Below are 23,678 nucleotides of genomic sequence, written 5' to 3'. Positions count from 1 at the left end.
TTTGTGACAGGTCTAGACCAAAGCCGTTGACTTTGGAACCTTCGAAAATGCTTTCAGGTATCCAGCCCAGCGATGACATCGACGAGCACCGCCAGCAAATCACCGCTGCCGGCGGCAAGCGCGCCGTGGCGGGTCACCTCGCCGGCGTAGAGCGGGGCGCGGCCATGCGGGTCGAGCAACTGGCCGCCCGCCTCGCGCAGGATAAGATCGGCGGCGGCGATGTCCCAGTCATGCGCGTTCGGCTTGACGAAGGTGGCGTCGAGCGTGCCGTTGGCGATCATCGCCAGACGGTAGGCAAGCGAAGGGCTGTAGGGCGCCCGTATCAACCGCTTCTGCCAGCCGGGCGGCACCAGGTCGATCAACTGCTTCAACCCGGATATCTCGGCCATATCCCCAAGCGTGCGCACCGCAATGCGCTTGCCGTTGCGGAACGCGCCCTGGCCGGGCAACGCCCAATAGATCTCGTTCATCGCCGGGCATTCGAGCACGCCGGCCAGCGTGCGTCCGTTTTCGACGACGGCAACGCTGACGCACCAGGTGCGCTGACCTTCCAGGAAGCCACGCGTACCGTCGATCGGGTCGACGACGAAGGTGCGGCGCGCCGAAAGCCGCACCGGATCGTCGACCGTCTCTTCCGACAGCCAGCCATAGTCCGGCCGCGCCGCCAGCAGCGTACGGCGCAGATAGGCATCCGCCGCATGATCGGCTTCGCTGACCGGCGAAGTGCCGCCCTTCATCCAGACTTGCGGGCTGTTGCCGAAGTAGCGCATGGCGATGAGGCCCGCCTCGCGGGCGGCATCGCGCAGCAGCGGCAGATCCCCGATAGCGCCAGAAGGGGCACCGGCAGTGGTCAGTTCATGCGCCGGCAAGGGTCATGCCTTCGATCAGGAGCGTTGGGGCCGCCGTGCCGAAATTGCGGTCGAGGTCATCAGCCGGCACCATGTTCAGGAACATGGTCTTCAGGTTCGAGGCGATGGTGACTTCGGCAACCGGATAGGCCAGCGCGCCATTCTCGATCCAGAAACCGGAAGCGCCGCGGCTGTATTCGCCGGTGACCATGTCGACGCCCTGCCCGAACACTTCGGTGACATAGAAACCGGTCTTGAGCGACTTGATCAGATCCTCCGGTGACCGCTCCCCCGGCTCGATGGCGAGATTGGTGGAGGATGGCGACACGGAAGAGCCGCTGCGCGATCCGCGCCCATTGGTGACGAGGCCAAGCTCCCGCGCCGCCGAGGTCGACAGGAACCAGTGGTTGAGCACGCCCTTTTCGACCATCAGAAGCTTCTTGCCCTCGACGCCTTCGCCATCGAATGGGCGCGAGGCCTGGCCACGCGGCCTGAGCGGCTCGTCGGTGACCGTGATCGCGGACGCGGCCACTTGCTTGCCCATCATGTCGCGCAGGAACGAGGTCTTGCGCGCAACGGAGGCGCCATTGATGGCGCCGGCAAGGTGGCCGGCAATGCCGCGCGCGACGCGCGGATCGAATACTACATCGACCGGGCCGGTCGCGGCCTTGCGCGCGCCGATGCGGCGCACGGCGCGTTCGCCAGCCTTGCGGCCGATGTCTTCAGGCGCATCGAGATCGGCGAAATGCTGGCGCGAGGAGAATTCATAGTCGCGCTCCATGCCGGTGCCTTCGCCGGCGATGACGCTTGCAGAACGCGAAAACCGCGAGGCGACATAGTGGCCGAGAAAGCCGTGCGACGTGGCCAGCACCAGCCCGCCGAGCCCGGCACTGGCATTGCTGCCTGAGGAATTGGTCACGCCCTTGACCGCAAGGGCCGCCGCTTCTGCGGCAAGGGCGGCCTCCTTCAATTGATCGGCGGAGACTTCGGTGGCATCGAACAGGTCGAGATCGCGCATTTGCTTCGCAAGCAGCGCCGGATCGGCAAGGCCCTGATAAGGATCCTGCGGCGACACTTTCGCCATCGCCACGGCCCGCTCTGCGAGTGAAACCGGATCGGATGCGGCGGTGGCCGAGACGCTTGCCACTCTCTGGCCGACGAAGACGCGCAGCGAGACGTCCTCGGCCTCCGATGATTCGGTGGCCTCGACCTTGCCGAGCCGAACCGACACGCCGGTGGAGCGGCCGCGCACGGCCACCGCGTCGGCGGCATCGGCGCCGGCCTTCTTGGCGGCCTCGACCAGGGCCGCGACGCGGTCGGTCAATTTTGCTGCGTCTGATATGTCGGCCATGACTGTGATCCTGCTGTTGCGGCCAAAGCCTGGCCGCTGCCCACCCATCTATTGTTCCGGTCCGGCTTGTGCAATGGCATGGGCTTCAATCAAAATGCAGGGTTCGCAGTTCCCATCTCGAACCCAGTGACGCAAAATCAGTCCGCCAGCCTGTACGGAGCATCTTCGATGACGCCTTTCCATCTCGCCTTTCCGGTCCGCGATCTCGATGAAACCCGCACTTTCTACGGCGAGGTGCTGGGCTGCGCGATCGGCCGTTCATCGGCGACCTGGATTGATTTCGACCTTTACGGCCACCAGATGTCGGCGCATCTGCGGCCGGCGCAAGCCGCCAGCGACGGCAAGGTCGACGGCATCACCGTGCCGATCCCGCATTTCGGCGCCGTGCTGTTGATGGACGACTGGCAGCGCCTGGCGACCCGGCTGGAAGCGCGCGACGACATCGACTGGCTGGAACGGCCGATGGTCCGCTTCAAGGGCGAGCCGGGCGAACAGGCGACGCTGTTCATCCGCGACCCTTCTGGCAACGCCCTGGAATTCAAGGGCTTTCGCTCGCTGGAGCAGGTTTTCGCACACTAAGGACGAGAGGGCTCGCAGCGGGCGCTGTCGTTCTGGACGCCGTGACCGGCGTCCAGATCACATCCTCGATCTTTTGCGCGCCCGTCGCCAGCATCGCCAGCCGGTCGAAGCCGAGCGCGATGCCGCTGGCCTGCGGCATGATGGCAAGGGCGGCGAGAAAATCCTCGTCCAGCGGATAGCGCTCGCCATAGATGCGCTCTTTCTCGTCCATCTCGATGATGAAGCGACGTCGCTGCTCGGCCGCGTCAGTCAGCTCGCCAAAGCCGTTGGCGAGCTCGACACCGCAGCAGTAGAGCTCGAAGCGCTCGGCGACGCGCGCATCCCTGGGGCTTGGCCGGGCAAGGGCCGCCTCGGCGACAGGGTATTCGCACAGGATGGTCGCCTGGCCGATGCCGAGATGGGGCTCGATTTTTTCCACCATCACGCGGCTGAACAGGTCGGCCCAGCTGTCGTCGGGCGCCGTGCGCATGCCGGCCTTGGTCAAGGCGGTGTACAGCGCGTCGCGGTCGGTGCCGCCATCGGCGGCGACCGTGGCCAGCAGATCGATGCCGGCATGGCGCATGAAGGCATCCGCCACCGTCAGCCGTTCCGGATCGGCAAACGGATCGCAATCGCGGCCACGGAAGGAAAAGAGCGTGGCCCCTGCCCTTGTCGCGGCCAGCGCCAGCAGATCAGCGCAATCACGCATCAGGCTCTCATAGGTCTCGCCCACCCGGTACCATTCGAGCATAGTGAATTCGGGATGGTGCAAAGGGCCGCGCTCGCGGTTGCGATAGACCGCACCCAGGCTGAAAATCCGGAGCTCACCAGCGGCGAGCAGCTTCTTGCAAGCGAATTCCGGCGAGGTATGGAGATAAAGCGGCGAGCGAGCGCCATCCGGCCCGACCGCTTCCGTGGCGAAAGCGGCCAGATGCGCCTCGTTGCCGGGCGAGACCTGCAGGGCCGCCGTTCCTACTTCGACGAAATCGTTGCGGGTGAACCAGTCGCGCAGGGCGGCCGTGAGGCCGTTTCGCAGCATCAGGCGGGGGCGGCGGTCGGCATGGACATGCGGCGTCCACCAGGGCGAAGCGGTGGTCATGGGCGGATTGAACGCATGCCGATTCGCCTGGGGGGCTGGCGGTTCGCGCCAAGATGCGCTAGGGCCCCATCCAGCGCCGCACAAGCCGGCAAACGCCAGTCAACTCTCGCAGGATTTAAAACCGTGGTGAAAGTCATCGCCAGTTCGCTCCGCAAAGGCAATGTCGTCGACAAGGACGGCAAGCTTTATGTGATCCTCTTTGCCGAAAACATCCACCCAGGCAAGGGCACCCCTGTGACGCAGCTCGACATGCGCCGCATCGGCGACGGGGTGAAGGTTTCCGAGCGCTACCGCACCACCGAACAGGTGGAGCGCGCCTATGTCGAGGAGCGCGAGCACACCTTCCTTTACGCCGACGGCGAAGGCTATCACTTCATGAACCCGGAAACCTACGACCAGGTGGCGGTATCGGAAGCCGTGGTCGGCGACGCGGCACCCTACCTGCAGGAAGGCATGCCGGTGCAGGTGTCTCAGTTCAACGGCATCGCGATCGCGCTGGTGCTGCCGCAGCGCGCCACCTTTGAAGTGGTCGAAACCGAGCCGACGACCAAGGGCCAGACGGCATCGTCCTCCTACAAGCCTGCCTTGCTCTCCAATGGTGTGCGCACCACCGTGCCCCCGCACATCGCCCCCGGCACCCGCGTGGTGGTGATGACGGCGGACGGCTCGTATGTGGAGCGGGCGAAGGACTGAGGCCGGTGTTCGATTTAGCCGGCATTCGACGCCGGCCCGAAGCGGTCCTCGCTGCTAGACTAGTACTACAGTTGCGGATCATTTGATTTTCTGATTCACTTCGGCAGGTTATGGAGAGAACCATGTCTGTCGCTTCGTGGTCAGGGTCGTTGTTGGCTTGGGAGCAGGAACTCACAGCGCTGAAGGCACGGGTTGGACGAGTGCTCCCTCGGCGCGAGCTGCGGGAGACCGGCGCAGATTTCCTTGACGGACTTCTTTCCGGCATTGAGCGCAAGACAGGCTGGCTGATGGCTGAGCAGTCCGGAGCGGAGCGGCCTTATCGGATGCAGTCGCTGTTGGGGCGCAGCCACTGGGACGCAGATCGGCTCCGAGACGAGGTTCGCGATTATGCGGTGGAGGCGCTGGGCGATGAGGATGGCGTTCTTATCGTCGACGAGACGGGATTTGTGAAGAAGGGTGATCGTTCCGCCGGTGTGGCGCGTCAGTACTCGGGAACGGCGGGGCGGATCGAGAACAGCCAGGTCGGCGTGTTCTTGGCTTACGCGAGCCGCTACGGCCAAGCGCTGGTCGATCGTCGCCTTTATCTGCCGGAGAGCTGGACAAAGGATCGGGCGCGATGTGCCAGGGCGTCGATCCCGGAGACGATCGAGTTTGCGACCAAACCAAAGATGGCGCGCGCCATGATCGAGGCGGCGCTCGATGCCGGCGTCCCGTGCGCTTACGTTCTGGGCGACGCTGTCTACGGGGCGGACAGTAGCCTTCGCCGGATGTTGGAAGCTCGCGAGCAGCCCTATGTCTTGGCGGTTCGAGGCGCTCACTTCCTGCGTCGGGGAGGGGATCGTCGGTTTGAGGAAACCTCGCCCGAGGACCTGGCCAACGAGCTCGCGCCCGAGGACTGGGTCTGTCATGCGGCAGGTGAAGGCGCCAAAGGGCTCGGGGCTCTACGACTGGGCACGCATCCGCCGCCCTTGGACGTCGAAAGGGGGCTTCGAGCATTGGCTTCTCGTCCGCCGCAAGCGATCTCCATCCGGAGAAAAAGCCTACTACCTGGTCTTCGCGCCGCCCGGATCCTCCTTGGCCGAATTGGCGGCAGTGGCCGGCCTGCGCTGGGCAGTCGAGGAATGCTTTGAGCGCGCCAAGAATGATCTCGGACTTGATCATTGCGAGGTTCGGTCCTGGCACGGATGGCATCGCCACATGAGCCTGTGCATGGCCGCCCTGGCGTTCCTCTCCAAGCTATCGGCTGATCTTCGCCGCAGCGCATGGAGCAAACCGAACGAAACGAGTCCAAAGGAGCCAATCGCCGCCTGATCCGGATGGCGGCCCTCGTCCCGAGCGTCCCCGAGATCCGCTATCTCCTCGCCCGCATCCTCATCTTCCCACCGACACAAAAGCCCTTCATCATCGCCTGGTCGCTATGGCGACGACGACATCAGGCCGCCGCCATGATCTGTCATTATAAACGCCGAGGATATACGCAACTGTAGTACTAGTCTGGCGGATGGTATCGCGGACTTCGGATAAAGCGGCCGAGGATGGATCTAGCCCTTACCGGCCATGATCGACTGACGTTCGCCTTGCGGTCGCCGCAAGAATAACCGGCACAACATGGCGCACATCCGCCCCAATTCGCTCGATTGTCGATCGCATCGAGCGTCGTTTCGCCCGGTAAGTATCGGCCTGAAAACCTGACGATTACCCAGCCACCCGATTCCCGCGCTCGCTCTTGCCAGCCCGCGCGTCCACAACCCTCTCCACCTCCCGCTTCAATCGATCCTTGATTTCGGCCGTTTCGTTCATCAGGGCATCGATCTTCAGGAAGTCGAGCACGCGGTATTTTGACACTGCCGGGCGGACCAATATATCGGGGCGGCACTGTTTCAGCTTGTTGGCGATGATCGACTGCATCATCAGCTGCGTGGCGCCGAACATCAGGTCGACGGAGGTCGGCTGTTTGCGGTCGGCTTCTTCCGGCGCGCCGACCACGTCGACGCCAATGATGATGTCGGCGTCGTCCTCGATCAGGTCGAACGGCACAGGATTGTAGATGCCGCCGTCGATCAGCAGCCTGCCGTCGCGGGTCACCGGCCGAAAGACGGCGGGAATGGCGGCAGAGGCGGCGAGTGCGGAGTGCAGGTCACCGTCGTCGAACACGGCGAGCTTGTGGCCGAAATAGTCCGTCGCCGTCACCTTCAGCGGGATCTTCAGCTCGGCGAAGGTTTCGGGAATGGCCTCGGGCAAAAAGGCCTTCAGAATGCGCTCGACATTGAACTGGCTGACCCGGATGCCGCCTTGCATGGCTTCCGCGATCGTGCCCGGCCGGGCGCGCCACATGCGGCTCGCCACTTCGGCGCGCCGGCCGAGGATCGAGCGGGCATAGTCGTGGATGTCCTTGCCGGTCATGCCCGATGCCATGCCGGCGCCCATAATGGCGCCGATCGACGAGCCGGCGATCGCCACGGGCCGGATGCCAAGCTCGTCCAGCGCCTCGATGACATGGATATGCGCCAGACCGCGCGCCCCGCCGCCGCCGAACGCTATCCCGAAAGTCGGACTCATCCCTTGCCGGCCCCGGCCAGCGGAGGCCCGACCACCATGATGGTCGGCTCGGCCGAGAGCAGCTTCCGCGCCGCCGCCTTGACCTGATCCAGCGTCACCGCATTGATGTAGCCGGCGCGACGCTGCATGTAGTCGATGCCGAGATCGTCCAGCTGCAGCTCGACCAGCGTCGCGGCGATAGAACTGGAAGAGTCCAGATTGTTGATGGCATAGGCGCCAATCAGATATTTCTTGGTCGCCGCAAGTTCGGCCTCGGTCGGGCCCTCCTCCGCCAGTCGCTTGACGACGTCGCGCACGATGCCGAGCGTCTCGGCCGCACGGTCGGAGCGCGTTCCGGTGCTGACGATCAGCGCATTGGCATGGTCCTGATTGACCAAAGAGGAATTGACGCTGTAGGCCAGCCCACGCTTTTCACGCACTTCCTGGAACAGGCGCGAGGTGAAGGTACCGCCGCCGAGGATTTCGTTCATCAGGACGGTGGGGAAGAAATCCGCCGCCTTGCGCTTCACGCCGGGCCAGGCGAGCTGGAGCGAGGTCTGCGGCAGGTCGTAATTGACCTCCACACGCTGCGCCAGCTTGGGTTCGATATCCGCAACAGGGGCGAGCGCCTGGTTCTGCGGCAGGTCGCCGAACACCATGTCCAGCTTCTTCTTCAGCGTTTCGGCATCGATGGCGCCGACGACGGCGACATGCAGACCGCCGCGCGCGAACACCGCCTTGTGCAAGGCTTTGAGATCGTCCTGCGTGATGGCAGCGATGCTCTGCCTCGTGCCCTGGTCGGAGCGCGAATAGGGATGGTCGCCATAGATGGCGCGTGTCCAGCGGTTCTGCGCCACCGTGTCGGGGTCATTCTCGTTGGCGATGATGCCGGACAGGATTTGGGCGCGGATGCGGTCGATCGGTGCCTGATCGAAGCGCGGCTCGTCGACCGCTAGCCGCAACAGGTCGAAGGCCTCGTCTCGCTGTTCAGCCAGCATGCGCATCGAACCATAGACGCCGTCGCGGGTCTCTTCGAAGCTCATCTCGGCGCCGGCATCGTCCAACCTGATCTGGAAGGCTTCCGAGTCGAGAGAGCCGGCGCCTTCGTCGAACAGGCCGGTCATCAGGTTGGCCAGGCCTTCCTTCCCTGGCGGATCCTGCGTCGAACCGCCGCCGAAGACGAAGCGGATGGCGACGACCGGCACGGAATAGTCCTCCACCAGCCAGGCAGTGATACCCTTCGGAGAAGTGACGGACTGGATCTCCATGGCGCGGGCAGCAAGCGCCGGCAAGATCAGGAAGAAGATGGAGAGGAAGAGGGTTGCCAGTGCGGCACGCGCCTTACCTTCGCCGCTTGTAGGATGGTGGTGCTGGCTCATCGTCAATTCCCCGCCTGTTGCTGCGGCAAGAGATAGCCGGTCGTCGAGCGAGCCAGCACCAGATAGCGCGCGGCGACGGCCTTGACTTCGTCCGCCGTGACCTTGCGGATGCGGTCCGGCCATTGCTGGACATCCTGCACGTTGCCGCCGGTAGCCAGGGTCGAGCCATAGATGTTGGCCATGGAATCCTGCTTGTCGCGGGCAAAGATCATCGACCGGACATAGCGGTCCTTGGCCTTTTCGAGCTCATCCGCTGTGACGCCGTCGGTCGCGATGCGCGCCACCTCGGCATCGACCGCGGCCTCGACATCGGCCAGCTTGGCGTCGCCGCGCGGCGCGCCGTAGACGGTGAAATTGGTGTCGTCGAGCATGGTGCCCTGGAAATAGGCGCCAGCGCTGGAAGCGATGCCTTGCTGGACCACCAGCGCCTGGTAGAGCCGGCTGCGGTTGCCGCCGCCGAGGATCTCGGCCAGCAGGTCGAGCGCTTCGCCTTCGCCCGGCTTGGCGGTGTGGTAGGACGGCACCACCCATTGCGTCGAAAAACTCGGTACGCTGACGCGGGCATCGGAGAGTGTGACGGTGCGCTTGGTGTTCTGTTCCGGCTCTACCGGGCGTACGCGCGGCGGCAGGTCCGGCCCGCGGGCCACCTTGCCATAGGTCTTCTCGGCGAGCGCCTTCACGGTGTCGGGTTCGACATCACCGGCCACGATCAGCACGGCGTTGTTGGGCCGGTAGTATTTGTTGTAGAAGGCCACCGCGTCGGTGCGGTTCAACTGCTCCATCTCCTGCATCCAGCCGATGACCGGAATGCGATAGCGTTGATTCTGCCACAGCGTGGCATCGACTTCCTCGTCGAGCACCGCCTGCGGATTGTTGTCGATGCGCGAGCGGCGCTCCTCGAGAATAACATCGCGCTCGGTCTTGATGACGTCATCGGTCAGGACGAGGTTGCGCATGCGGTCGGCTTCGAAGCTCATCATCAACTCGAGCGCCGATGGCGCCACCGTCTCGTGGAAAGCGGTGTAATCGTAGGAGGTGAAAGCGTTGTTGGAGCCGCCAATATCGGAGACGGCGCGGTCAAACTCGCCGGCCGCGTGATTGGTCGTCGCCTTGAACATCAGATGCTCGAAGAAATGAGCGATGCCGGATTTGCCAGGCGGCTCGTCGGCACTGCCGATCTTGTACCACACCATATGGGTGACGATCGGCGCGCGGTGGTCGGGAATGACGACGACTTCCATGCCGTTGTCGAGCAGGAAATCCGTCACCTTGAGCTCGGCCGGCACCGTATTGGGCAATACCGGGCCGTCGGCCAGCACCGGGCCGGTCATGGTAAAGGCCAGCGACGTCGTCAGCAGTGCCATCCGCAGCCATTCGGCCCTTTGTGTCATCAATGGCTCCGGTCTCCTCGGCAAGACGATAGGCAAGCTGTCTGTGACAAGCAAAGTGAATTGTTGGCTATGTTGCCGGCAAAGGCGGCGGCAAAGAGGCCGCCGCTGGGCGCAGGCGTGTCACGCAGCCTCGATGAAGCGGATGACGGTCTCGCCGTAGCCGCGCTCATCAAGCACCGAAAAGCCGGGGCCGGGTTCAAATGGAACCGCCGCCGTCTCCTCAACCACGCACAGTGCACCGGGGCGCAGCCAGCCGCCGGCACTGGCCGACCGCAGGGCACGTTCGCCAAGACCCTTGCCATAGGGCGGATCGGCGAAGACGAGACCGAACGGCGCCAGTGTGCCCGCTTCGCCAAGGGCGGTTGCGTCGCGGCGGAAGATCTTGGTGCGGCCGGTCAGGCCGAAGGCCTCGACATTATCGCGGATCAGGCCACGGCCTTCGGCCGACTCCTCGATGAAGACTCCGTAGGACGCGCCGCGCGACAGAGCCTCCAGACCAAGGGCGCCGGTCCCGGCAAACAGATCGAGCACGCGGGCTCCGTCCAGTTGACCGGCGAAGCGATGCGCCAGCACGTTGAACACAGCCTCGCGGGTGCGGTCGGTCGTCGGACGGATGGCGCTGCTGCGGGGCGTCGCCAACGGACGCCCGCGAAACTCACCGCCAACGATCCTCATCTCGTCCTGGGGCCCTTGGGACCGCCGCGCGGACGCTCACCGCCACCCGCGCCGCCCGGACGCTCGCCACGCGGCTTGCCGAACGGCTTTGCACCGACCGGTTTGCCGCCGGGCTTGCCATAGGCCGGCTTGAACGAGGCCTTGCGCGCCTTGGCCTCGGCGGCCTTGGCCGCTTCGGCCTCAGCCCTGCCCTTGCCGATCGGCCGGGCACCCGGCGCCATCCAGACATTGGCCTTGCGCTGGCCGGGCGGCTCAATCGGCCGCTGCTCGCGCTCGGGTTTCTTACCACCGCCACGAGGCTTGTCACCGAAGCGCGGCTTGTCACCAAAGCTGCCACGCGGCTTATCGCCGAAGCCGCCGCGTTCGGGCCTCGGACCGCGTTCGCCAGGGCTCTTTTCCGATAAACTTCTGTCAGGACTTGTCGACAATTTGCCGAGCGCCTCGTCGCGGCTGCCTTCCCGGCGCTTGCGGTTCTTGATCAACCCGCCCTCGCCGATCGGCCGGCGCTCGCCGTCACGCGTGAATTTCGGCCGCTCGGGCTCGGCTTCACGGGCCTCGGTGCGCCGCACCGGCTTGTTCGAAAATGGTTTTGTTATCTCGGCATCGAAGTTCGCGCCGGATTCCTCCACCAGCCGCTCGCCAAGCTGGTCGCGCAGCACCCGGCCCTTGATCTCCAGCACATGGCCCTCCGGAAGATCCTCGAGCTGGAAGGGTCCGTAGGAAATGCGGATCAGCCGCGTCACGTCGAGGCCGAGCGCGCCGAGGATGTTCTTGACCTCACGGTTCTTGCCCTCGCGCAAGCCGATCGTCAGCCAGGCGTTGGAGCCCTGCTCGCGGTCGAGGCTGGCCTCGATGGCGCCATAGAAGACACCGTCGACGGCAATGCCTTCGCGCAGGCCGGCCAGCGCGCTTTCCTCGACCTTGCCGTGGACGCGCACGCGGTAGCGGCGCAGCCAGCCGGTGGCCGGCAGTTCGAGCGCGCGCGACAGACCGCCATCGTTGGTAAGCAGCAGCAAGCCTTCCGTGTTGATGTCGAGCCGGCCGATGGTCATCAGCCGCGGCAATTCGGCGGGCAGCACGTCGAAGACGGTCTTGCGGCCTTCGGGATCGCGGTTGGTGGTGACGACGCCGGCCGGCTTGTGAAACAGGAACAGACGCGTGCGTTCGATCGGCGGAATTTCCATGCCGTCGAGATGAATAATGTCGTCGGGCATGACATTGAAAGCCGGCGAAGCCAGCACTCGGCCATTGACCTTGACGCGGCCGGCAGCGATCAGGTCCTCGGCATCGCGGCGCGAGGCGAGACCGGCACGCGCCAGCCGCTTGGCGATGCGCTCGCCAGCTTCTTCCGTTGCTTCCGCCGGCCGCGGGCGCGGCTTGAAACCGCCGCCCGATGCACCTTGGGATCGATCACTGAAATCACGCTTGGGTCTGTCGCTCCCGAAGTCGCGCTTGGGACGGTCAGCGAAGTCACGCTTCGGACGATCTGCGAAATCACGCTTGGGACGGTCGAAGCGCTTTTCGTCGCCCTCCGCCGAAGCAGCAACCGGACGATCACCACGTGGGGCGTAGGGCTTACGCGGCCCCTCGCGCTTCTCATACGGCTTGCGCTCGCCTTCGGCCGCCATTGGGCGGTTGCCGCGTGGGGCGTAGGGCTTGCGCGGCCCCTCGCGCTTCTCGTACGGCTTGCGCTCGCCTTCGGGCGCCATCGGACGGTCGCCGCGAGGCGCATAGGGCTTGCGCGGGCCTTCGCGCTTCTCATAAGGCTTGCCCGCGGGGCGTGGCCCCTTGCTGAATGGCTTGTCGCCGCCCTTGAAGTCGCGCTTCGGGCGCTCGCCCTCAGCGGCCATCGGCCGAGCGCCACGCGGCGCATAGGGCTTCTTGGCACCGAACGATGGCTTGCCGCCCCTGTCGCCGCGCGGAGCCGCGGGTTTCTTGCCCGGGCCTTTTTGGCGCGGAGATTTCTTGTCGTTGTCGTCCATGTGGCCTTTGTCCGTTTGCGCTGCTACAGCGTGGCGCATCCTTTCGGGCGCGCAACGAACGCTGTAGCACTTTGATTTGGCGCATGATCATTTCTGAAAATCGAGTCCGATTTTCAGGTTGATGCGCTCAATAACAGGATCACCGCCGGGAGGCGAGGAGATAATGGGAATGGAAACCGCGTGAAGCGGCCGGATTTCATGGCCGTGGCGTTGCAGGAGGCCAAAGCGGCAGCCCTGCGCGGCGAAGTGCCGGTCGGCGCCGTCATTGCGAATGGCAGTACGATTGTGGCCAGCGCCGGCAACCGCACCCGCGAGCTTGCCGATCCAACGGCGCACGCCGAGATGCTGGTCATCCGCGAAGCCTGTGGCAAACTCTCCAGCGAGCGGCTCACAGGCTACGATCTCTATGTGACGCTGGAACCCTGCGCCATGTGCGCCGGCGCCATTTCCTTCGCCAGGTTGCGCCGTCTTTACTTCGGCGCGCCCGACGAGAAGGGCGGCGCCGTGGTCAATGGCGTACGCTTCTTCGCCTCGCCAACCTGCCACCACATACCGGACGTCTATCCCGGAATGGGTGAAACGGAAGCAGCCTTGCTCCTGAAGGGTTTCTTTCGGGACCGTCGCGATTGAGGGGCGCAAACGCCCTTCAGCATTGAAAGAGCTTGCAAGTCTTACAGGGACGGCAGCCAGTCGAACCAGCCACCGCTCTTCTTGCCTTCGGCTTCTTTCCTTAGGCGGCGTTCCTTCTTGTACTCGTCTTCACCAAGCTCGTTTTGCGGCGCGGTATCGGACGCGACGCGATAGGCGACCGGCGGCTCGCTGAGATATTTGCGGGTGTTCGGGTCGCCCTGCTTGCTTTCGGCAAGACGGCGCTGGATTTCGGCAGCGCGGCCCTTGTCGGAATCAGCGGGCGTCCAGCGCGGCGGATGGCTCGAGCCAGAATCTTCCATCGCCTTTTTCACAGATGCGGGATCCGTCTGCACGTCATCAACGATCTGCGACTGGTAAGATGGATCATCCTGATGAGCGGTGGCGTCGGCACGCAGACGTGCACGGCGCTGCTCGGGCGATTCGGGCCATTGAGCATTTGCCGTTTCGATGCTGTCCTGCGGAGCCGGCAGCGCGCCTTTCTGGCCAGGCGCCGGCTTCACCAATGTGGGACGCGGCTTGTAATCGATCTGGTCCTTGTGCTTCGGCGCGATGGAAAAGGCGCTCGATAGATCGCCAGCCAATTGTTCGCCGGCGGTCTTGTCGGTGCCGTAGGTCGGGGAGCCGACGCAGCCGGCCAGAGCAAAGCCCGATGCGACAAGCGGCGCCAGCAGCGCGAGGCGCGCATTGTATCTCACGGTCATGCCAAAAAGTCCCACTCTAGACAGCCTCTCGATCGTCACCGGCCCGGGTCCGGTCCCCATCGTCCACGCACTTGCGACGGAAATCCGGCGACAATTTGTCTTCCGGAGTTTCGCGTGTTTACCTCAACCGCTCGTTAAGGGCAACGCGCGGGCGGATTTGCATCGCCCGGCGTGGCATTTGTGCACCTTTTTGACTGCATGCGTGTCGTTGTCCCAAACCGCTACATACTCTTGGGCGACATGCATCAGAGCCTACCGAGCGCTTTCAGCTCATGCAGCACCGCGGCGTCGCGCGCCGAGACGCCAGGAAAGGCGGGATCCTGCCCGACATCGGCCGTGTAGCGCCAGGAACGCGCGCATTTGACCAGGCCGCGGTCCTCGGCCTTCTCGACGACCACGGCGACGCCCTTGACGTCGTCGAGCGTGAAAGCGCCTTCCGGCGCCTGGCCATGGGCAATCACGAGATCACTGGTGATCGCCATCTCGGCCATATCGATGTCCGATATCGCCGCCTCGAGCCCAGCGTCATTGATCGTCACGACAGGCACGGCCTCAAGCGAGGAGCCGATCACCTTCCGGGCACGCGCGATCTCGAGCGCTCCGGTGACGACGCGGCGCACTTGCCGCACCTTGCGCCATTTCTCCGCCAGCGCCTCATTCTTCCAATCCGCCGGAACCTCCGGGAACTGATCGAGATGCACCGACACCGCATCGGGATGACGGTCGAGCCAGGCCTCTTCCATGGTGAAGGGCAGCATCGGCGCCAGCCATTTCACCAGGCAATCGAAGAGATGACGCACCACCTGCACCGAGGCCTGGCGCTTCACGCTCGACGGCGCCTCGCAGTAGAGCGCGTCCTTGCGGATGTCGAAATAGAAGGCCGACAGCTCGACCACCATGAAATCGAGCAGCGCGCGGGTGATACGCTTGAACTCGAAGGCGTCGTAGCCCTGACGCACCACCTCGTCGAGCTCGGCCAGCCGATGCAGCATCAGCCGTTCCAGCTCCGGCATCTCTTCCAGCGGCACGGTCTCGCCATCGTCATGGGCGAGCGTGCCCAGCATCCAGCGAATGGTGTTGCGCAGCTTGCGGTAGGCGTCGATGTTGGTCTGCAGCACGTTCTTGCCGAGCCGCTGGTCTTCCCAATAATCCGTAGTCACCACCCAGAGCCGCAGGATGTCGGCGCCGGACTGCTTGATGACGTCCTGCGGCACGACGGTGTTGCCGAGCGATTTCGACATCTTGCGGCCGTCCTCGTCCATGGTGAAGCCATGGGTGACGACAGTGTCGTAAGGCGCCCTGCCCCTTGTGCCGCAGCTTTCGAGCAGCGAGGAGTGGAACCAGCCGCGATGCTGGTCGGAGCCTTCGAGATAGACGTCGGCAGGCCATTTGAGATCAGGACGGTCCTCCAGCGTGAAGACGTGCGTCGAGCCCGAATCGAACCAGACGTCGAGGATGTCCATCACCTGCTTCCATTTGGAGGCGTCGTGATTGCCGAGGAAACGCTCCTTGGCGCCGGCGGCGAACCAGGCGTCGGCGCCCTCGTTCTCGAAGGCATCCATGATGCGCTGGTTGACGGCGTCATCCCTGAGCACATTGCCGTCCGCGTCGGCGAAGACGGCGATCGGAACGCCCCAGGCACGCTGGCGCGAGAGCACCCAATCCGGGCGTTCCTCGACCATGGCGCGGATGCGGTTCTGGCCGGCGGGCGGCACGAAGCGGGTGTCGTCGATGGCCTTCAGCGCGCGGCTGCGCAGCGTCGTGCCGTCGCCGAGATCCTTGTCCATGTAGACGAACCATTGCGGCGTGTTGCGGAAGATCACCGGCTTTTTCGAGCGCCAGGAATGCGGATAGCTGTGCTTCAGGCGGCCGCGCGCAAACAGCACGTTGCGCTTGATCAGCTCGTCAATGACCGCCTGGTTGGCGTTGCCCTTCTTGCCATTGTCGTCAATGACGCGCGCGGGTCCGCCCTCGCGGTCGGGGCCGAAGCCCGGCGCATCCTTGGTGAAGAAGCCGGCATCATCGACAGTGAAGGGGATGACCGTGTCGATACCGCGCTGGCGAAGGTCCGGCGCCGCATCCATCCAGGCGTCAAAATCCTCACGTCCGTGGCCGGGCGCCGTGTGCACGAAGCCGGTGCCGGCATCGTCGGTGACATGGTCGCCGGCAACCAGCGGCACCTGGAATTCGTAGCCGCCGCCGAGACCCTTGAAGGGATGCGAAAGCACAAGACTTCCAAGCTGTTCGGCCGAAACGCTGTGAAGGCGATTCAGGGTGATCTTGGCCTTGGCCTGGCTTTCCTCGGCCAGCGCATCGGCAAAGATCAGCTTCTCGCCCGGCTGCGGGCCAAAGGCGTTTTCGGCGGCCGTCACTTCGTAGAGGCCGTAGGCGACGCGCGGCGAATAGCTGACGGCGCGATTGCCCGGGATGGTCCATGGCGTCGTCGTCCAGATGACGACATGAGCATCCAGCAGGTCCAGCGACCGACCGCTCAGGTCGGGATCGAATTCGGCCGGCTGGCCGTCGACGACGCTGGCGACGACAAGATTGGCCACCGGAAATTTCACCCAGATCGTGTCGGACTCATAGTCCTGGTATTCGATCTCCGCCTCGGCGAGTGCCGTGCGCTCGACAACGCTCCACATCACCGGCTTGGAGCCGCGATAGAGCTGGCCCGACATGGCGAATTTCAGCAGCTCGCCGGCGATGCGCGCCTCGGCGTGGAAAGCCATGGTCGTATAGGGGTTCTTGAAATCACCGACGACGCCAAGCCGCTGGAATTCCGCCCCCTGAACATTGATCCAGTGCGCGGCGAAATCCCGGCATTCCTTGCGGAACTCGTTGATCGGCACCTCGTCCTTGTTCTTGCCCTTGGCGCGATACTGCTCCTCGATCTTCCATTCGATCGGCAGGCCGTGGCAGTCCCAGCCCGGCACGTAGTTCGAGTCGTAGCCGCGCATCTGGAACGAGCGGGTGACGACGTCCTTGAGGATCTTGTTCAGCGCGTGGCCGATATGGATGTTGCCGTTGGCGTAGGGCGGGCCGTCATGAAGCACGTACTTCTCGCGGCCGGCAGAGCTGTCGCGCAGCTTGCGGTAGAGGTCCATATCCTGCCAGCGCTTGACCAGCACCGGCTCCTTCTCGGGTAAGCCGGCGCGCATCGGGAAATCCGTCTGCGGCAGGTAAAGCGTTTTGGAATAGTCGATCGTCGCGGTGTCCAGTGTTTCGTCGGTCATTGGTCTGCCATGTGCGTGCCGGGCCATGCGGCCTGCGGCGTTGATTTTACTTCCGCGCCTGTCGTTTTCCCAAAACCGGGGCCACTTTTGGGCGACATGCCTTGATGATCTGGAAAAGCGCGACGGGTCGCGCGCAAGATTCCCGGCGGCTCCGACAGCCTTCAGGCCGCCAGGAACACCGGGCTGGTAATTCGTATCCTCGGCGCGTGAAGGCGCGAAAAGCTCGTCATTGGTCGGCTTTTAGCGGAGATAGGCGCAGGAATAAAGCGTCTCGTTCGATTCGCTTACATCTTGAAGTCGAAGCGATAGGTCGTCGACACGCCGACCATGAACTGGTTGCGGTCGCCGCGCTCCCTGACCAGGCTGGAATCGGCCGCCGGACCTTTCAAGCGCGAATATTCGCCGAACAGGCTGGCCGTCATCGGATCGGTCACCTTCCAGGTCACCGCGCCGCCGAGGCCGACGGATTTAAGGCCGCCGCCAGGATTATATTGGCTCAGGCCCGAGGCCACGGTTTCCTGCGCGTCGACGCCGTAATAGGCGTCGAAATATTTGGCCGAGGCAAAGGACACCCGCGGCCCGCCCGAAATCCTGACCGTTGGCGTCACATCGTAGAAGGCGTCGGCTGCGATATCGGCGACAAAGCCGTTGTGAGCACGGATGCCATGCCGCAATTCGGCGCGCGCGCGCATCCAGTCCGTCGGATAAAATTCGAAGAAGCCGCCGACTTCGCCGCCCCAGCGGACCGGATCGAGGCCTTTGAGCTCGTCGGCATCGCTGTCATCGCGTGAGAACAGGAACTTGCCGGTCAGGCCGGCGCGAACGCCGCCATCATCGATAAGCGCCAGCGAAATGTTGTCGTTACGCGACGTGAAGCGTACCGCGGGACCCGCCTTGCCCAAGGAGATGATGGGCTGGGCGCTGAGCATGTATTTCTTGCCGCCCTCGAAATTCGGCGCGACCAGGCCCGTGGCGCCGACCGTGAGATACCAGTCGCCGGACAGCCAGCCAAAAGCGCCGTCGCCGGCCTCGGCCGCGCCTGACGTCGCCAGCATGATGGTGGCCAAAGCTACCGAAATCTTCCCGACCGGACTCATGACCACTCCACTACACGATACAACTATCCTGCGGCGACAGCTTTGACGAGGCTTTGGTAAAATTTGATTTAAGGGCGAGACATCCGGCCGCATTGCCCTGCACCATCGGCGCCACCGGTTGGCGGTGGACTGGCACCGAAGCTAACTTCGTCGCATACTGGCAGACCTCAACGGAGGTGGCGACATGACTTTGCACGGCGATACACTGAAGAACGCGATCGGCCAGACGCGAGACAAGTGGGGATGGTTTGTCGGTCTGGGCGTGGTGCTGCTGATCCTCGGCGGCATCGCCTTCGGCAATCTGTTCATCGCCACGGTGGCTTCCGTCTATGTCGTGGGATGGCTGATGCTGGTGGCCGGCATCATCGAGATCATGCATGCCTTCGGTGTGAAGACCTGGGGCCGCTTCTTCTACTGGCTGCTCAGCGGACTGCTTTATGCGGTGGCCGGATTTTTCGCTTTCGACAACCCGTTGCTGGCCTCTGCGGTGCTGACCTTCCTGCTGGCCGTTGCGCTTGTCGCTTCCGGCGCGCTGCGCGCCTGGGTCGGCTACAGCCACCGCCCGGAAAGCGGCTGGGGCTGGATCGTCGCGGCCGGTGTCATCAGCGTGCTTGCGGGCCTGATCATCGCCATGGGCTGGCCGGTCAACAGCCTGTGGGTGCTCGGCATGTTCCTGGCGATCGACCTGATCTTCCAGGGCTGGACCTTCATCGCGGTCGGCCTTGCGCTGAAAAAGTAAGGTCTCGTCTGCGCAGTCCTTCAAGCGAAGCCCGATGCCGAAAGACGGTGATCCCGGCCGAAAGCCGGCACCGGGTTTCGGGATCATGCCTTAAAACGCCACTGCCGCGTCCAGACTGGACAGCGGCTTGACGCCGGCAAGCAGCGCGCGAGCCTCGACTTCGTCCCGCCTCATCTGTACGACCAGTGCATCCAGCCCGTCGAACTTGATCTCGCTGCGCAGGAAGCCGAAGAACGACACCTGGCAGGTCTCGCCATAGAGATCGCCGGAAAAATCGAAGACGAAGGTTTCCAGAAGCGGTGCGCCATTATCGTCGACGGTCGGGCGGCGGCCGAAGCTCGCGACACCATCGTGCAGCGTGCCGTCAGCGCGGCGAAAGCGGACGGCATAGATTCCTTCCTTGAGAGTGGCCTCCGTGGCAAGCCTCATATTCGCGGTCGGAAAGCCTAGCGTTCGCCCGAGCTGTTGGCCACCCACGATCTCGCTTTCCACCGTGAAGCGATAGCCGAGCAGACTGGCGGCTTCGGCTACCTCGCCATCGCACAGCAAGCCCCGGATTCGGCTTGACGAAATCACCTCGGCACCCTCGTCTCGAAAGGCGTCGACAAGCGTGACGCCGAAACCATGGCGCTCGCCGGCCGCCATGAGATAGGCCGGCCCGCCCTGCCGGTCCTTGCCGAAATGGAAATCGAAGCCGGTCACGGCATGAGTGATGCCGAGCGTCCTCTCCAAGACATCGGTGATGAAAGCTTCCGCTGACAGCGAAGCGAAATCCCGCGTGAAGGGCTGCTCGACGAGCGCGGCAAAGCCCAGCAACGACAGGAGGCGCGCTTTCATTGGCGGCGGCGTCAGCACGAACAGCGGCATGTCCGGCCTGAAAACCTTTCGGGGATGCGGCTCGAAAGTCAGCACCAAGGCAGGCACGTCACGCCGCGTGGCCTCGGCCAACGCCCGTTCGAGCACCGCCTGATGGCCGCGGTGGACGCCGTCGAAATTGCCGATCGCGACGACACCACCACGCAGATCGGCGGGCAGCGGCGCGGTTGCTGAAAGATGCTGGAAAGCCACCATTGTCACCTACTGCAGTCTGGCTATGACGGACACCGGACGATAGCCGTGCCGTTCCAGGAAGAGCCCGAGTTTTGCTGGATCCGGCCGCAAGGCGTCGCCATAGTCGCGGGCGTGAATGCCGCCAGAGACATAGAGAACGTCGAAGCCATTGTCGGCCGCGCCCTTGACGTCGGTCATGATGCCATCGCCGATGGCCAACACCCGCGAACGCTCGACTGGCCGTCCGAGAACCTCGGCCACCTCCTTCATCGCGACTTCATAGATCGGCGCGTAGGGCTTCCCGGCGATCAACGTGCGACCGCCGAGTTGGGCATAGTCGCGTGCCAGGGCGCCGGCGCACCAGATGATCCGTTCGCCGCGCTCCACCATGATATCGGGGTTGGCGCAGATGAACGGCAGGTTCCTGGCGCGCAATCGCCGCAACAGCTCCGCATAGTCCTCGGGCTTTTCGACCTCGTCGTCGAACAGCCCGGTGCACACGACGCCGGCGGCCTCGAATTCCTCGACCAGCTCGACATCCAGGCCGTCATAGAGGGTCAAATCGCGGTCGGCGCCGATGTGGAAGACTTTGCGTGGGCCATCCGCGATCAGGTCGCGGGTCACGTCGCCCGACGTCACCACACGGTCGTAGGCCGACAGGGGAACGCCGATCACGCTCATCTGAGCCACGACATCGGCGCTGCGGCGGGGCGAGTTGGTGATCAGGACGACCGGAATACCGGCCGCCCTCGCCCTAGCCAACGCGGCGGCGGCTGCCGGAAAATGCCATTCGCCGTTGTGAACGACGCCCCAGACATCGCAGAGAACCGCCGAATAGGCTTTCGACGCATCTTCGAGCGAGCCGACGATCTCAGGCGAATCCGCCATGCCGTTTCCTTCAATGTGATTGTTGCAAGTGCCAAGGCCGACGGTTCGCCGCAGCCGGTCCGAATTATCCGAACCGGCCCATGCTGTCACCAGCTTTCGCCTGGAGATCGACGCGAACCGCCGCCTGTCCGCCCGATCGGCGCCTTCGATTGACGGTAAAATCCGCGACCCGGGCGATGTTTGGTTAACGAGCCTTGAAGGGGAGGCTTGATTCTGGACTCGACCGGTCAACGTTGAACGCGGCCGACAAGGAGGCGATCGATGCGCCGAAGTCCTGCTCGTCGGATTCGCGCTTCTCAGCCACACGGCCTTTTTGGCGCAACGTCTGTCGCCGTCAAGCTCTTGCGTGCGCGTGCCGTGACAGGCACATATCGCTCGGAAAAATCGCGCATCCAGCGCGGCCCGCTGGGGACGAACAATGCCCGAAACCGCCAATCACCTCGCCTTCGCGCTGGTCTGCCTCGGCATGGTGCTGACGCCAGGCCCGAACATGATTTACCTGATCTCGCGCTCGCTGTCGCAAGGGCCAAAAGCAGGGCTGATCTCGCTTGGCGGGGTCGCTGTCGGCTTTCTGTTCTATGTGCTGTCGGCCGCGTTCGGCATCACGGCGCTGCTGCTTGCCGTGCCCTATGCCTACGACGCCCTGCGCTTTGCCGGCGTGCTCTATCTCTTGTGGTTGGCCTGGCAGGCCGTGAAGCCCGGCGGACGCTCGCCATTCCAGGTGCGCGAACTGCCGAAGGACAGGCCACGCAAGCTCTTCGCCATGGGATTGATGACCAATCTGCTCAACCCCAAGGTGGCCGTCCTTTACCTGTCGCTGCTGCCGCAGTTCATCAACCCCGGCAAGGGTCATGTCCTGTCGCAGCTTCTGGTGCTCGGCGCGACGCAGATATCGATCAGCCTCAGCGTCAATGCCATCATCGCGGTCACCGCTGGCTCGATCGCCGCCTTCCTGGCCGGACGGCCATTATGGCTGGTGATTCAGCGCTGGATGATGGGAACCGTGCTGACGGCGCTGGCGCTGAAGATGGCGACCGACGCGCAACGCTGAAGGCGTCCTACATTGGCCGACGGATCGGCCGGATCTGCGCCGGCTCGACCACCTTGCGGTACAGATGCCAGGTAGCATGGCCCAGGATCGGCATGACGACGGCCAGCCCGGCAAACAGCGGGATAGAACCGATCACCAGCAGCACGGCGACCGTCAGGCCCCACAGCGCCATCTGCAGCGGGTTCGCCATCACCGCGCGGGCCGATGTCTCGATTGCCGAGACGGCGCCGACATCACGGTCGAGCAACAGCGGGAAGGCGATCACGGTGGTGGCCAGCACGACCACGGCGAAGACAAACCCCACGGCATTGCCGGCGATGATCAGCGTCCAGCCCTTGCTGGTCGTCAGAACGTCACGCAGGAAGGCGCCGACGGAAGCTGGTGGCTGGTCACCAAACTGGCTGGTGTAGATCGACTGTGCCGTGAACAGCCACAAAAGGAACAGGGCGAACAGCATGATGCCGATGGCGGCGATCGAGGGCAGCGCCGGGGAGCGACGGACATCGAGGGCATGCCGCCAGCTGGTGTTCATGCCGAGCTCGCGGCGGCGGCTGATCTCGTAGAGCCCGATGGCGGCGAACGGGCCGACCAGCGCAAAGCCCGACATCAAGGGATAGACGAGCTGGATGGCATTGGAGCCCGACGACCACCGGGTGAGGATCAGGCCGACGATCGGGTAAATCAGGCACAGGAACACGTAGTGGGATGGTTTTGCCCAGAAATCTTCTGCGCCGAGCCGCAGCGCGTCCCAGAGGTCGGAGGTCGTGATGTGGCGCACCGTGGGCTGCACATGCATTCCGCGCGCGTCCGCCATGACATGAAAGCCGGCCATAACCTTCCTCCGTTTTTCTCGGGGGGCGATCACCGCCTAGGGTGGCCGCCCGTAGCTGCCACTTCAAGAACGCCGGTATCATAGCCGATCTTCCCGGGATTGTCGCCGCATGGACGGCATTTCGCCTCTCCTCACGCGATTTTCATTGCCCAGCCCGGTAAAAGCCATGATCGCGACTATGTCAGGCAAGCATGACCGCTGAAAAAATCGAAATCCGTCAAGCAGGCCTGAACAGGCGCATGTGGCTCAAGGCAGCCGGCCTCGTGGCCTTGGCCGGGCTGGCCGCCTGCGGCACCGTTTCTGTGCCGACCGGTCAAGGTGCGGGGGTCTCCTCCTCCGCTACCGGCACGCTGGCGAGCCTGCGCGCGACCGCGGGACTGGGGCCACTGGTTCCCGATGCACAGCTGGAACAAGCAGCACTCCAGCAGGCCGGCTACATGGCGTCGCGGGAGCGCATGAGCCATACCACAGGTTGGGGCAAGGATTTCGCCTCGCGCATGAAGGACAACGGAGTGCGGGGTGCCGCGGCCGAGAACATCGCCGAGGGCCGCTTCGACCAGCAAAAACTGTTCGACATTTGGATGCATTCGCAGGGCCACCGGCGCAACATGCTCGACCCGGATTTCAGCCGCTTCGGGCTTGCCTATGTCCGGGACGGACGTGATCCTAATCTGCGCTATTGGGCGCTGGTTCTCGGCAGGTAGGCCCCTATTTTGGTCGTCGCCTTGAATTTCCCCATCAGGTAGGGACCGGAGCGCACCGGCTCGTATTTCGGCGCTTCGTGCCTTTGACCACGCCGCGTCGATCACCGCCTGTGGAATTCCGTGGTTGGTTACAGCCAGAACCCAGTGTCGCGGCAGATGCGATCGACTTCGACGGCGAGCGCCTTCTTCTCGTCAGTGCTGGCGTTTCGAACCGC

21 protein-coding genes and 1 pseudogene are annotated in these 23,678 nt (G+C 64.1%); 8 read left to right on the top strand and 14 right to left on the bottom strand.

What is annotated here, in order from left to right:
- Window positions 1-53 precede the first annotated feature (53 nt).
- Window positions 54-869 (bottom strand): 3'(2'),5'-bisphosphate nucleotidase CysQ, encoded by an 816-nt coding sequence (locus tag FJW03_RS05720; RefSeq protein WP_140762993.1) that lies wholly within the window; start codon window positions 867-869, stop codon window positions 54-56.
- Entirely contained in the window at window positions 856-2,199 is a 1,344-nt protein-coding gene (locus FJW03_RS05715) for a TldD/PmbA family protein (RefSeq protein WP_140762996.1), read from the bottom strand. Before FJW03_RS05715 ends, FJW03_RS05720 begins: the two co-directional genes overlap by 14 nt.
- 168 nt (window positions 2,200-2,367) lie before the next feature.
- Between FJW03_RS05715 and FJW03_RS05710 the strand changes: the two genes are divergently transcribed.
- Window positions 2,368-2,778 (top strand): VOC family protein, encoded by a 411-nt coding sequence (locus FJW03_RS05710; protein WP_140762999.1) that lies wholly within the window; start codon window positions 2,368-2,370, stop codon window positions 2,776-2,778.
- Here the strand turns inward: FJW03_RS05710 and epmA are convergent.
- A complete protein-coding gene (epmA, locus tag FJW03_RS05705) occupies window positions 2,738-3,856 on the bottom strand; it encodes an EF-P lysine aminoacylase EpmA (protein ID WP_226890599.1) in 1,119 nt (372 codons plus the stop codon). The two genes, FJW03_RS05710 and epmA, sit on opposite strands and share 41 nt — an antisense overlap.
- A gap of 126 nt (window positions 3,857-3,982) precedes the next feature.
- Between epmA and efp the strand changes: the two genes are divergently transcribed.
- From efp to FJW03_RS05685, 3 genes and pseudogenes are all read left to right on the top strand, one after another.
- Window positions 3,983-4,549: an elongation factor P gene (gene efp, locus FJW03_RS05700; RefSeq protein WP_181165792.1), complete on the top strand. Its 567-nt coding sequence runs from the start codon at window positions 3,983-3,985 to the stop codon at window positions 4,547-4,549.
- Between the two features lie 122 nt (window positions 4,550-4,671).
- Window positions 4,672-5,860, top strand: a pseudogene (locus tag FJW03_RS05695) (IS701 family transposase).
- Complete coding sequence (locus tag FJW03_RS05685) at window positions 5,812-6,036, top strand: hypothetical protein (protein ID WP_181173230.1); 225 nt, start codon at window positions 5,812-5,814, stop codon at window positions 6,034-6,036. The pseudogene FJW03_RS05695 and the gene FJW03_RS05685 overlap by 49 nt, the downstream one beginning before the upstream one ends.
- Before the next feature lie 208 nt (window positions 6,037-6,244).
- On the opposite strand, the gene FJW03_RS05680 is transcribed toward FJW03_RS05685, so the two are convergent.
- From FJW03_RS05680 to FJW03_RS05660, 5 genes are all read right to left on the bottom strand, one after another.
- Window positions 6,245-7,108: a patatin-like phospholipase family protein gene (locus FJW03_RS05680; RefSeq protein WP_140611260.1), complete on the bottom strand. Its 864-nt coding sequence runs from the start codon at window positions 7,106-7,108 to the stop codon at window positions 6,245-6,247.
- Window positions 7,105-8,466, bottom strand: coding sequence for a M16 family metallopeptidase (locus FJW03_RS05675; protein WP_140611262.1), 1,362 nt, complete (start codon window positions 8,464-8,466; stop codon window positions 7,105-7,107). Before FJW03_RS05675 ends, FJW03_RS05680 begins: the two co-directional genes overlap by 4 nt.
- A 2-nt stretch (window positions 8,467-8,468) precedes the next feature.
- Window positions 8,469-9,857 carry a M16 family metallopeptidase gene (locus FJW03_RS05670; protein ID WP_140763002.1) on the bottom strand — a complete coding sequence of 463 codons (1,389 nt, stop codon included), beginning with the start codon at window positions 9,855-9,857 and terminating at the stop codon, window positions 8,469-8,471.
- Between the two features lie 120 nt (window positions 9,858-9,977).
- Window positions 9,978-10,532, bottom strand: coding sequence for a 16S rRNA (guanine(966)-N(2))-methyltransferase RsmD (gene rsmD, locus FJW03_RS05665; protein ID WP_140763005.1), 555 nt, complete (start codon window positions 10,530-10,532; stop codon window positions 9,978-9,980).
- Window positions 10,529-12,514 carry a pseudouridine synthase gene (locus tag FJW03_RS05660; RefSeq protein WP_140763008.1) on the bottom strand — a complete coding sequence of 662 codons (1,986 nt, stop codon included), beginning with the start codon at window positions 12,512-12,514 and terminating at the stop codon, window positions 10,529-10,531. Before FJW03_RS05660 ends, rsmD begins: the two co-directional genes overlap by 4 nt.
- 180 nt (window positions 12,515-12,694) lie before the next feature.
- On the opposite strand from FJW03_RS05660, the gene FJW03_RS05655 reads away from it, so the two are divergent.
- Window positions 12,695-13,144: a nucleoside deaminase gene (locus tag FJW03_RS05655; RefSeq protein WP_140763011.1), complete on the top strand. Its 450-nt coding sequence runs from the start codon at window positions 12,695-12,697 to the stop codon at window positions 13,142-13,144.
- A gap of 41 nt (window positions 13,145-13,185) precedes the next feature.
- On the opposite strand, the gene FJW03_RS05650 is transcribed toward FJW03_RS05655, so the two are convergent.
- The 3 genes from FJW03_RS05650 to FJW03_RS05640 all read right to left on the bottom strand — a co-directional run bounded on the left by FJW03_RS05650 (window position 13,186) and on the right by FJW03_RS05640 (window position 18,199).
- Window positions 13,186-13,866: a hypothetical protein gene (locus FJW03_RS05650; protein WP_140763014.1), complete on the bottom strand. Its 681-nt coding sequence runs from the start codon at window positions 13,864-13,866 to the stop codon at window positions 13,186-13,188.
- 245 nt (window positions 13,867-14,111) lie between these two features.
- Window positions 14,112-17,102 (bottom strand): isoleucine--tRNA ligase, encoded by a 2,991-nt coding sequence (ileS, locus tag FJW03_RS05645; protein WP_140763017.1) that lies wholly within the window; start codon window positions 17,100-17,102, stop codon window positions 14,112-14,114.
- Between the two features lie 284 nt (window positions 17,103-17,386).
- Window positions 17,387-18,199: a MipA/OmpV family protein gene (locus FJW03_RS05640; RefSeq protein ID WP_140763020.1), complete on the bottom strand. Its 813-nt coding sequence runs from the start codon at window positions 18,197-18,199 to the stop codon at window positions 17,387-17,389.
- 184 nt (window positions 18,200-18,383) lie between these two features.
- On the opposite strand from FJW03_RS05640, the gene FJW03_RS05635 reads away from it, so the two are divergent.
- On the top strand, window positions 18,384-18,938 hold the full coding sequence (locus FJW03_RS05635; protein ID WP_140696141.1) for an HdeD family acid-resistance protein: 555 nt from the start codon (window positions 18,384-18,386) through the stop codon (window positions 18,936-18,938).
- A 90-nt stretch (window positions 18,939-19,028) separates the two neighbouring features.
- Here FJW03_RS05635 and FJW03_RS05630 read toward each other — a convergent pair whose 3' ends face one another.
- Together FJW03_RS05630 and FJW03_RS05625 are read right to left on the bottom strand one after the other, a co-directional pair.
- Window positions 19,029-20,009, bottom strand: coding sequence for a bifunctional riboflavin kinase/FAD synthetase (locus FJW03_RS05630; protein ID WP_140763023.1), 981 nt, complete (start codon window positions 20,007-20,009; stop codon window positions 19,029-19,031).
- Between the two features lie 6 nt (window positions 20,010-20,015).
- Window positions 20,016-20,876: a TIGR01459 family HAD-type hydrolase gene (locus FJW03_RS05625; protein WP_140763026.1), complete on the bottom strand. Its 861-nt coding sequence runs from the start codon at window positions 20,874-20,876 to the stop codon at window positions 20,016-20,018.
- 418 nt (window positions 20,877-21,294) lie between these two features.
- Here FJW03_RS05625 and FJW03_RS05620 point away from each other — a divergent pair, with 418 nt between their 5' ends.
- On the top strand, window positions 21,295-21,927 hold the full coding sequence (locus FJW03_RS05620) for a LysE family translocator (RefSeq protein WP_140763029.1): 633 nt from the start codon (window positions 21,295-21,297) through the stop codon (window positions 21,925-21,927).
- A 7-nt stretch (window positions 21,928-21,934) separates the two neighbouring features.
- On the opposite strand, the gene FJW03_RS05615 is transcribed toward FJW03_RS05620, so the two are convergent.
- A complete protein-coding gene (locus FJW03_RS05615) occupies window positions 21,935-22,759 on the bottom strand; it encodes a DUF2189 domain-containing protein (RefSeq protein WP_140696153.1) in 825 nt (274 codons plus the stop codon).
- Window positions 22,760-22,950: 191 nt separating this feature from the next.
- Between FJW03_RS05615 and FJW03_RS05610 the strand changes: the two genes are divergently transcribed.
- Entirely contained in the window at window positions 22,951-23,463 is a 513-nt protein-coding gene (locus FJW03_RS05610) for a CAP domain-containing protein (RefSeq protein ID WP_140696156.1), read from the top strand.
- The last annotated feature ends 215 nt before the right edge of the window (window positions 23,464-23,678 follow it).

This window comes from Mesorhizobium sp. B4-1-4 (assembly GCF_006439395.2).
GTDB lineage: Bacteria > Pseudomonadota > Alphaproteobacteria > Rhizobiales > Rhizobiaceae > Mesorhizobium.
The sequence above is the reverse complement of the archived record's forward strand: the minus strand, read 5'-3'. Positions and strand labels throughout refer to the sequence as shown.

Excerpts from the sequence above, each read along its gene's own strand:
- FJW03_RS05715 (WP_140762996.1), bottom strand. The coding sequence starts at position 2,199 with ATGGCCGACATATCAGACGCAGCAAAATTGACCGACCGCGTCGCGGCC.
- FJW03_RS05710 (WP_140762999.1), top strand. The coding sequence starts at position 2,368 with ATGACGCCTTTCCATCTCGCCTTTCCGGTCCGCGATCTCGATGAAACC.
- epmA (WP_226890599.1), bottom strand. The coding sequence starts at position 3,856 with ATGACCACCGCTTCGCCCTGGTGGACGCCGCATGTCCATGCCGACCGC.
- FJW03_RS05685 (WP_181173230.1), top strand. The coding sequence starts at position 5,812 with ATGGAGCAAACCGAACGAAACGAGTCCAAAGGAGCCAATCGCCGCCTG.
- FJW03_RS05680 (WP_140611260.1), bottom strand. The coding sequence starts at position 7,108 with ATGAGTCCGACTTTCGGGATAGCGTTCGGCGGCGGCGGGGCGCGCGGT.
- FJW03_RS05675 (WP_140611262.1), bottom strand. The coding sequence starts at position 8,466 with ATGAGCCAGCACCACCATCCTACAAGCGGCGAAGGTAAGGCGCGTGCC.
- FJW03_RS05670 (WP_140763002.1), bottom strand. The coding sequence starts at position 9,857 with ATGACACAAAGGGCCGAATGGCTGCGGATGGCACTGCTGACGACGTCG.
- rsmD (WP_140763005.1), bottom strand. The coding sequence starts at position 10,532 with ATGAGGATCGTTGGCGGTGAGTTTCGCGGGCGTCCGTTGGCGACGCCC.
- FJW03_RS05660 (WP_140763008.1), bottom strand. The coding sequence starts at position 12,514 with ATGGACGACAACGACAAGAAATCTCCGCGCCAAAAAGGCCCGGGCAAG.
- FJW03_RS05650 (WP_140763014.1), bottom strand. The coding sequence starts at position 13,866 with ATGACCGTGAGATACAATGCGCGCCTCGCGCTGCTGGCGCCGCTTGTC.
- ileS (WP_140763017.1), bottom strand. The coding sequence starts at position 17,102 with ATGACCGACGAAACACTGGACACCGCGACGATCGACTATTCCAAAACG.
- FJW03_RS05640 (WP_140763020.1), bottom strand. The coding sequence starts at position 18,199 with ATGAGTCCGGTCGGGAAGATTTCGGTAGCTTTGGCCACCATCATGCTG.
- FJW03_RS05635 (WP_140696141.1), top strand. The coding sequence starts at position 18,384 with ATGACTTTGCACGGCGATACACTGAAGAACGCGATCGGCCAGACGCGA.
- FJW03_RS05630 (WP_140763023.1), bottom strand. The coding sequence starts at position 20,009 with ATGGTGGCTTTCCAGCATCTTTCAGCAACCGCGCCGCTGCCCGCCGAT.
- FJW03_RS05625 (WP_140763026.1), bottom strand. The coding sequence starts at position 20,876 with ATGGCGGATTCGCCTGAGATCGTCGGCTCGCTCGAAGATGCGTCGAAA.
- FJW03_RS05620 (WP_140763029.1), top strand. The coding sequence starts at position 21,295 with ATGCCCGAAACCGCCAATCACCTCGCCTTCGCGCTGGTCTGCCTCGGC.
- FJW03_RS05615 (WP_140696153.1), bottom strand. The coding sequence starts at position 22,759 with ATGGCCGGCTTTCATGTCATGGCGGACGCGCGCGGAATGCATGTGCAG.
- FJW03_RS05610 (WP_140696156.1), top strand. The coding sequence starts at position 22,951 with ATGACCGCTGAAAAAATCGAAATCCGTCAAGCAGGCCTGAACAGGCGC.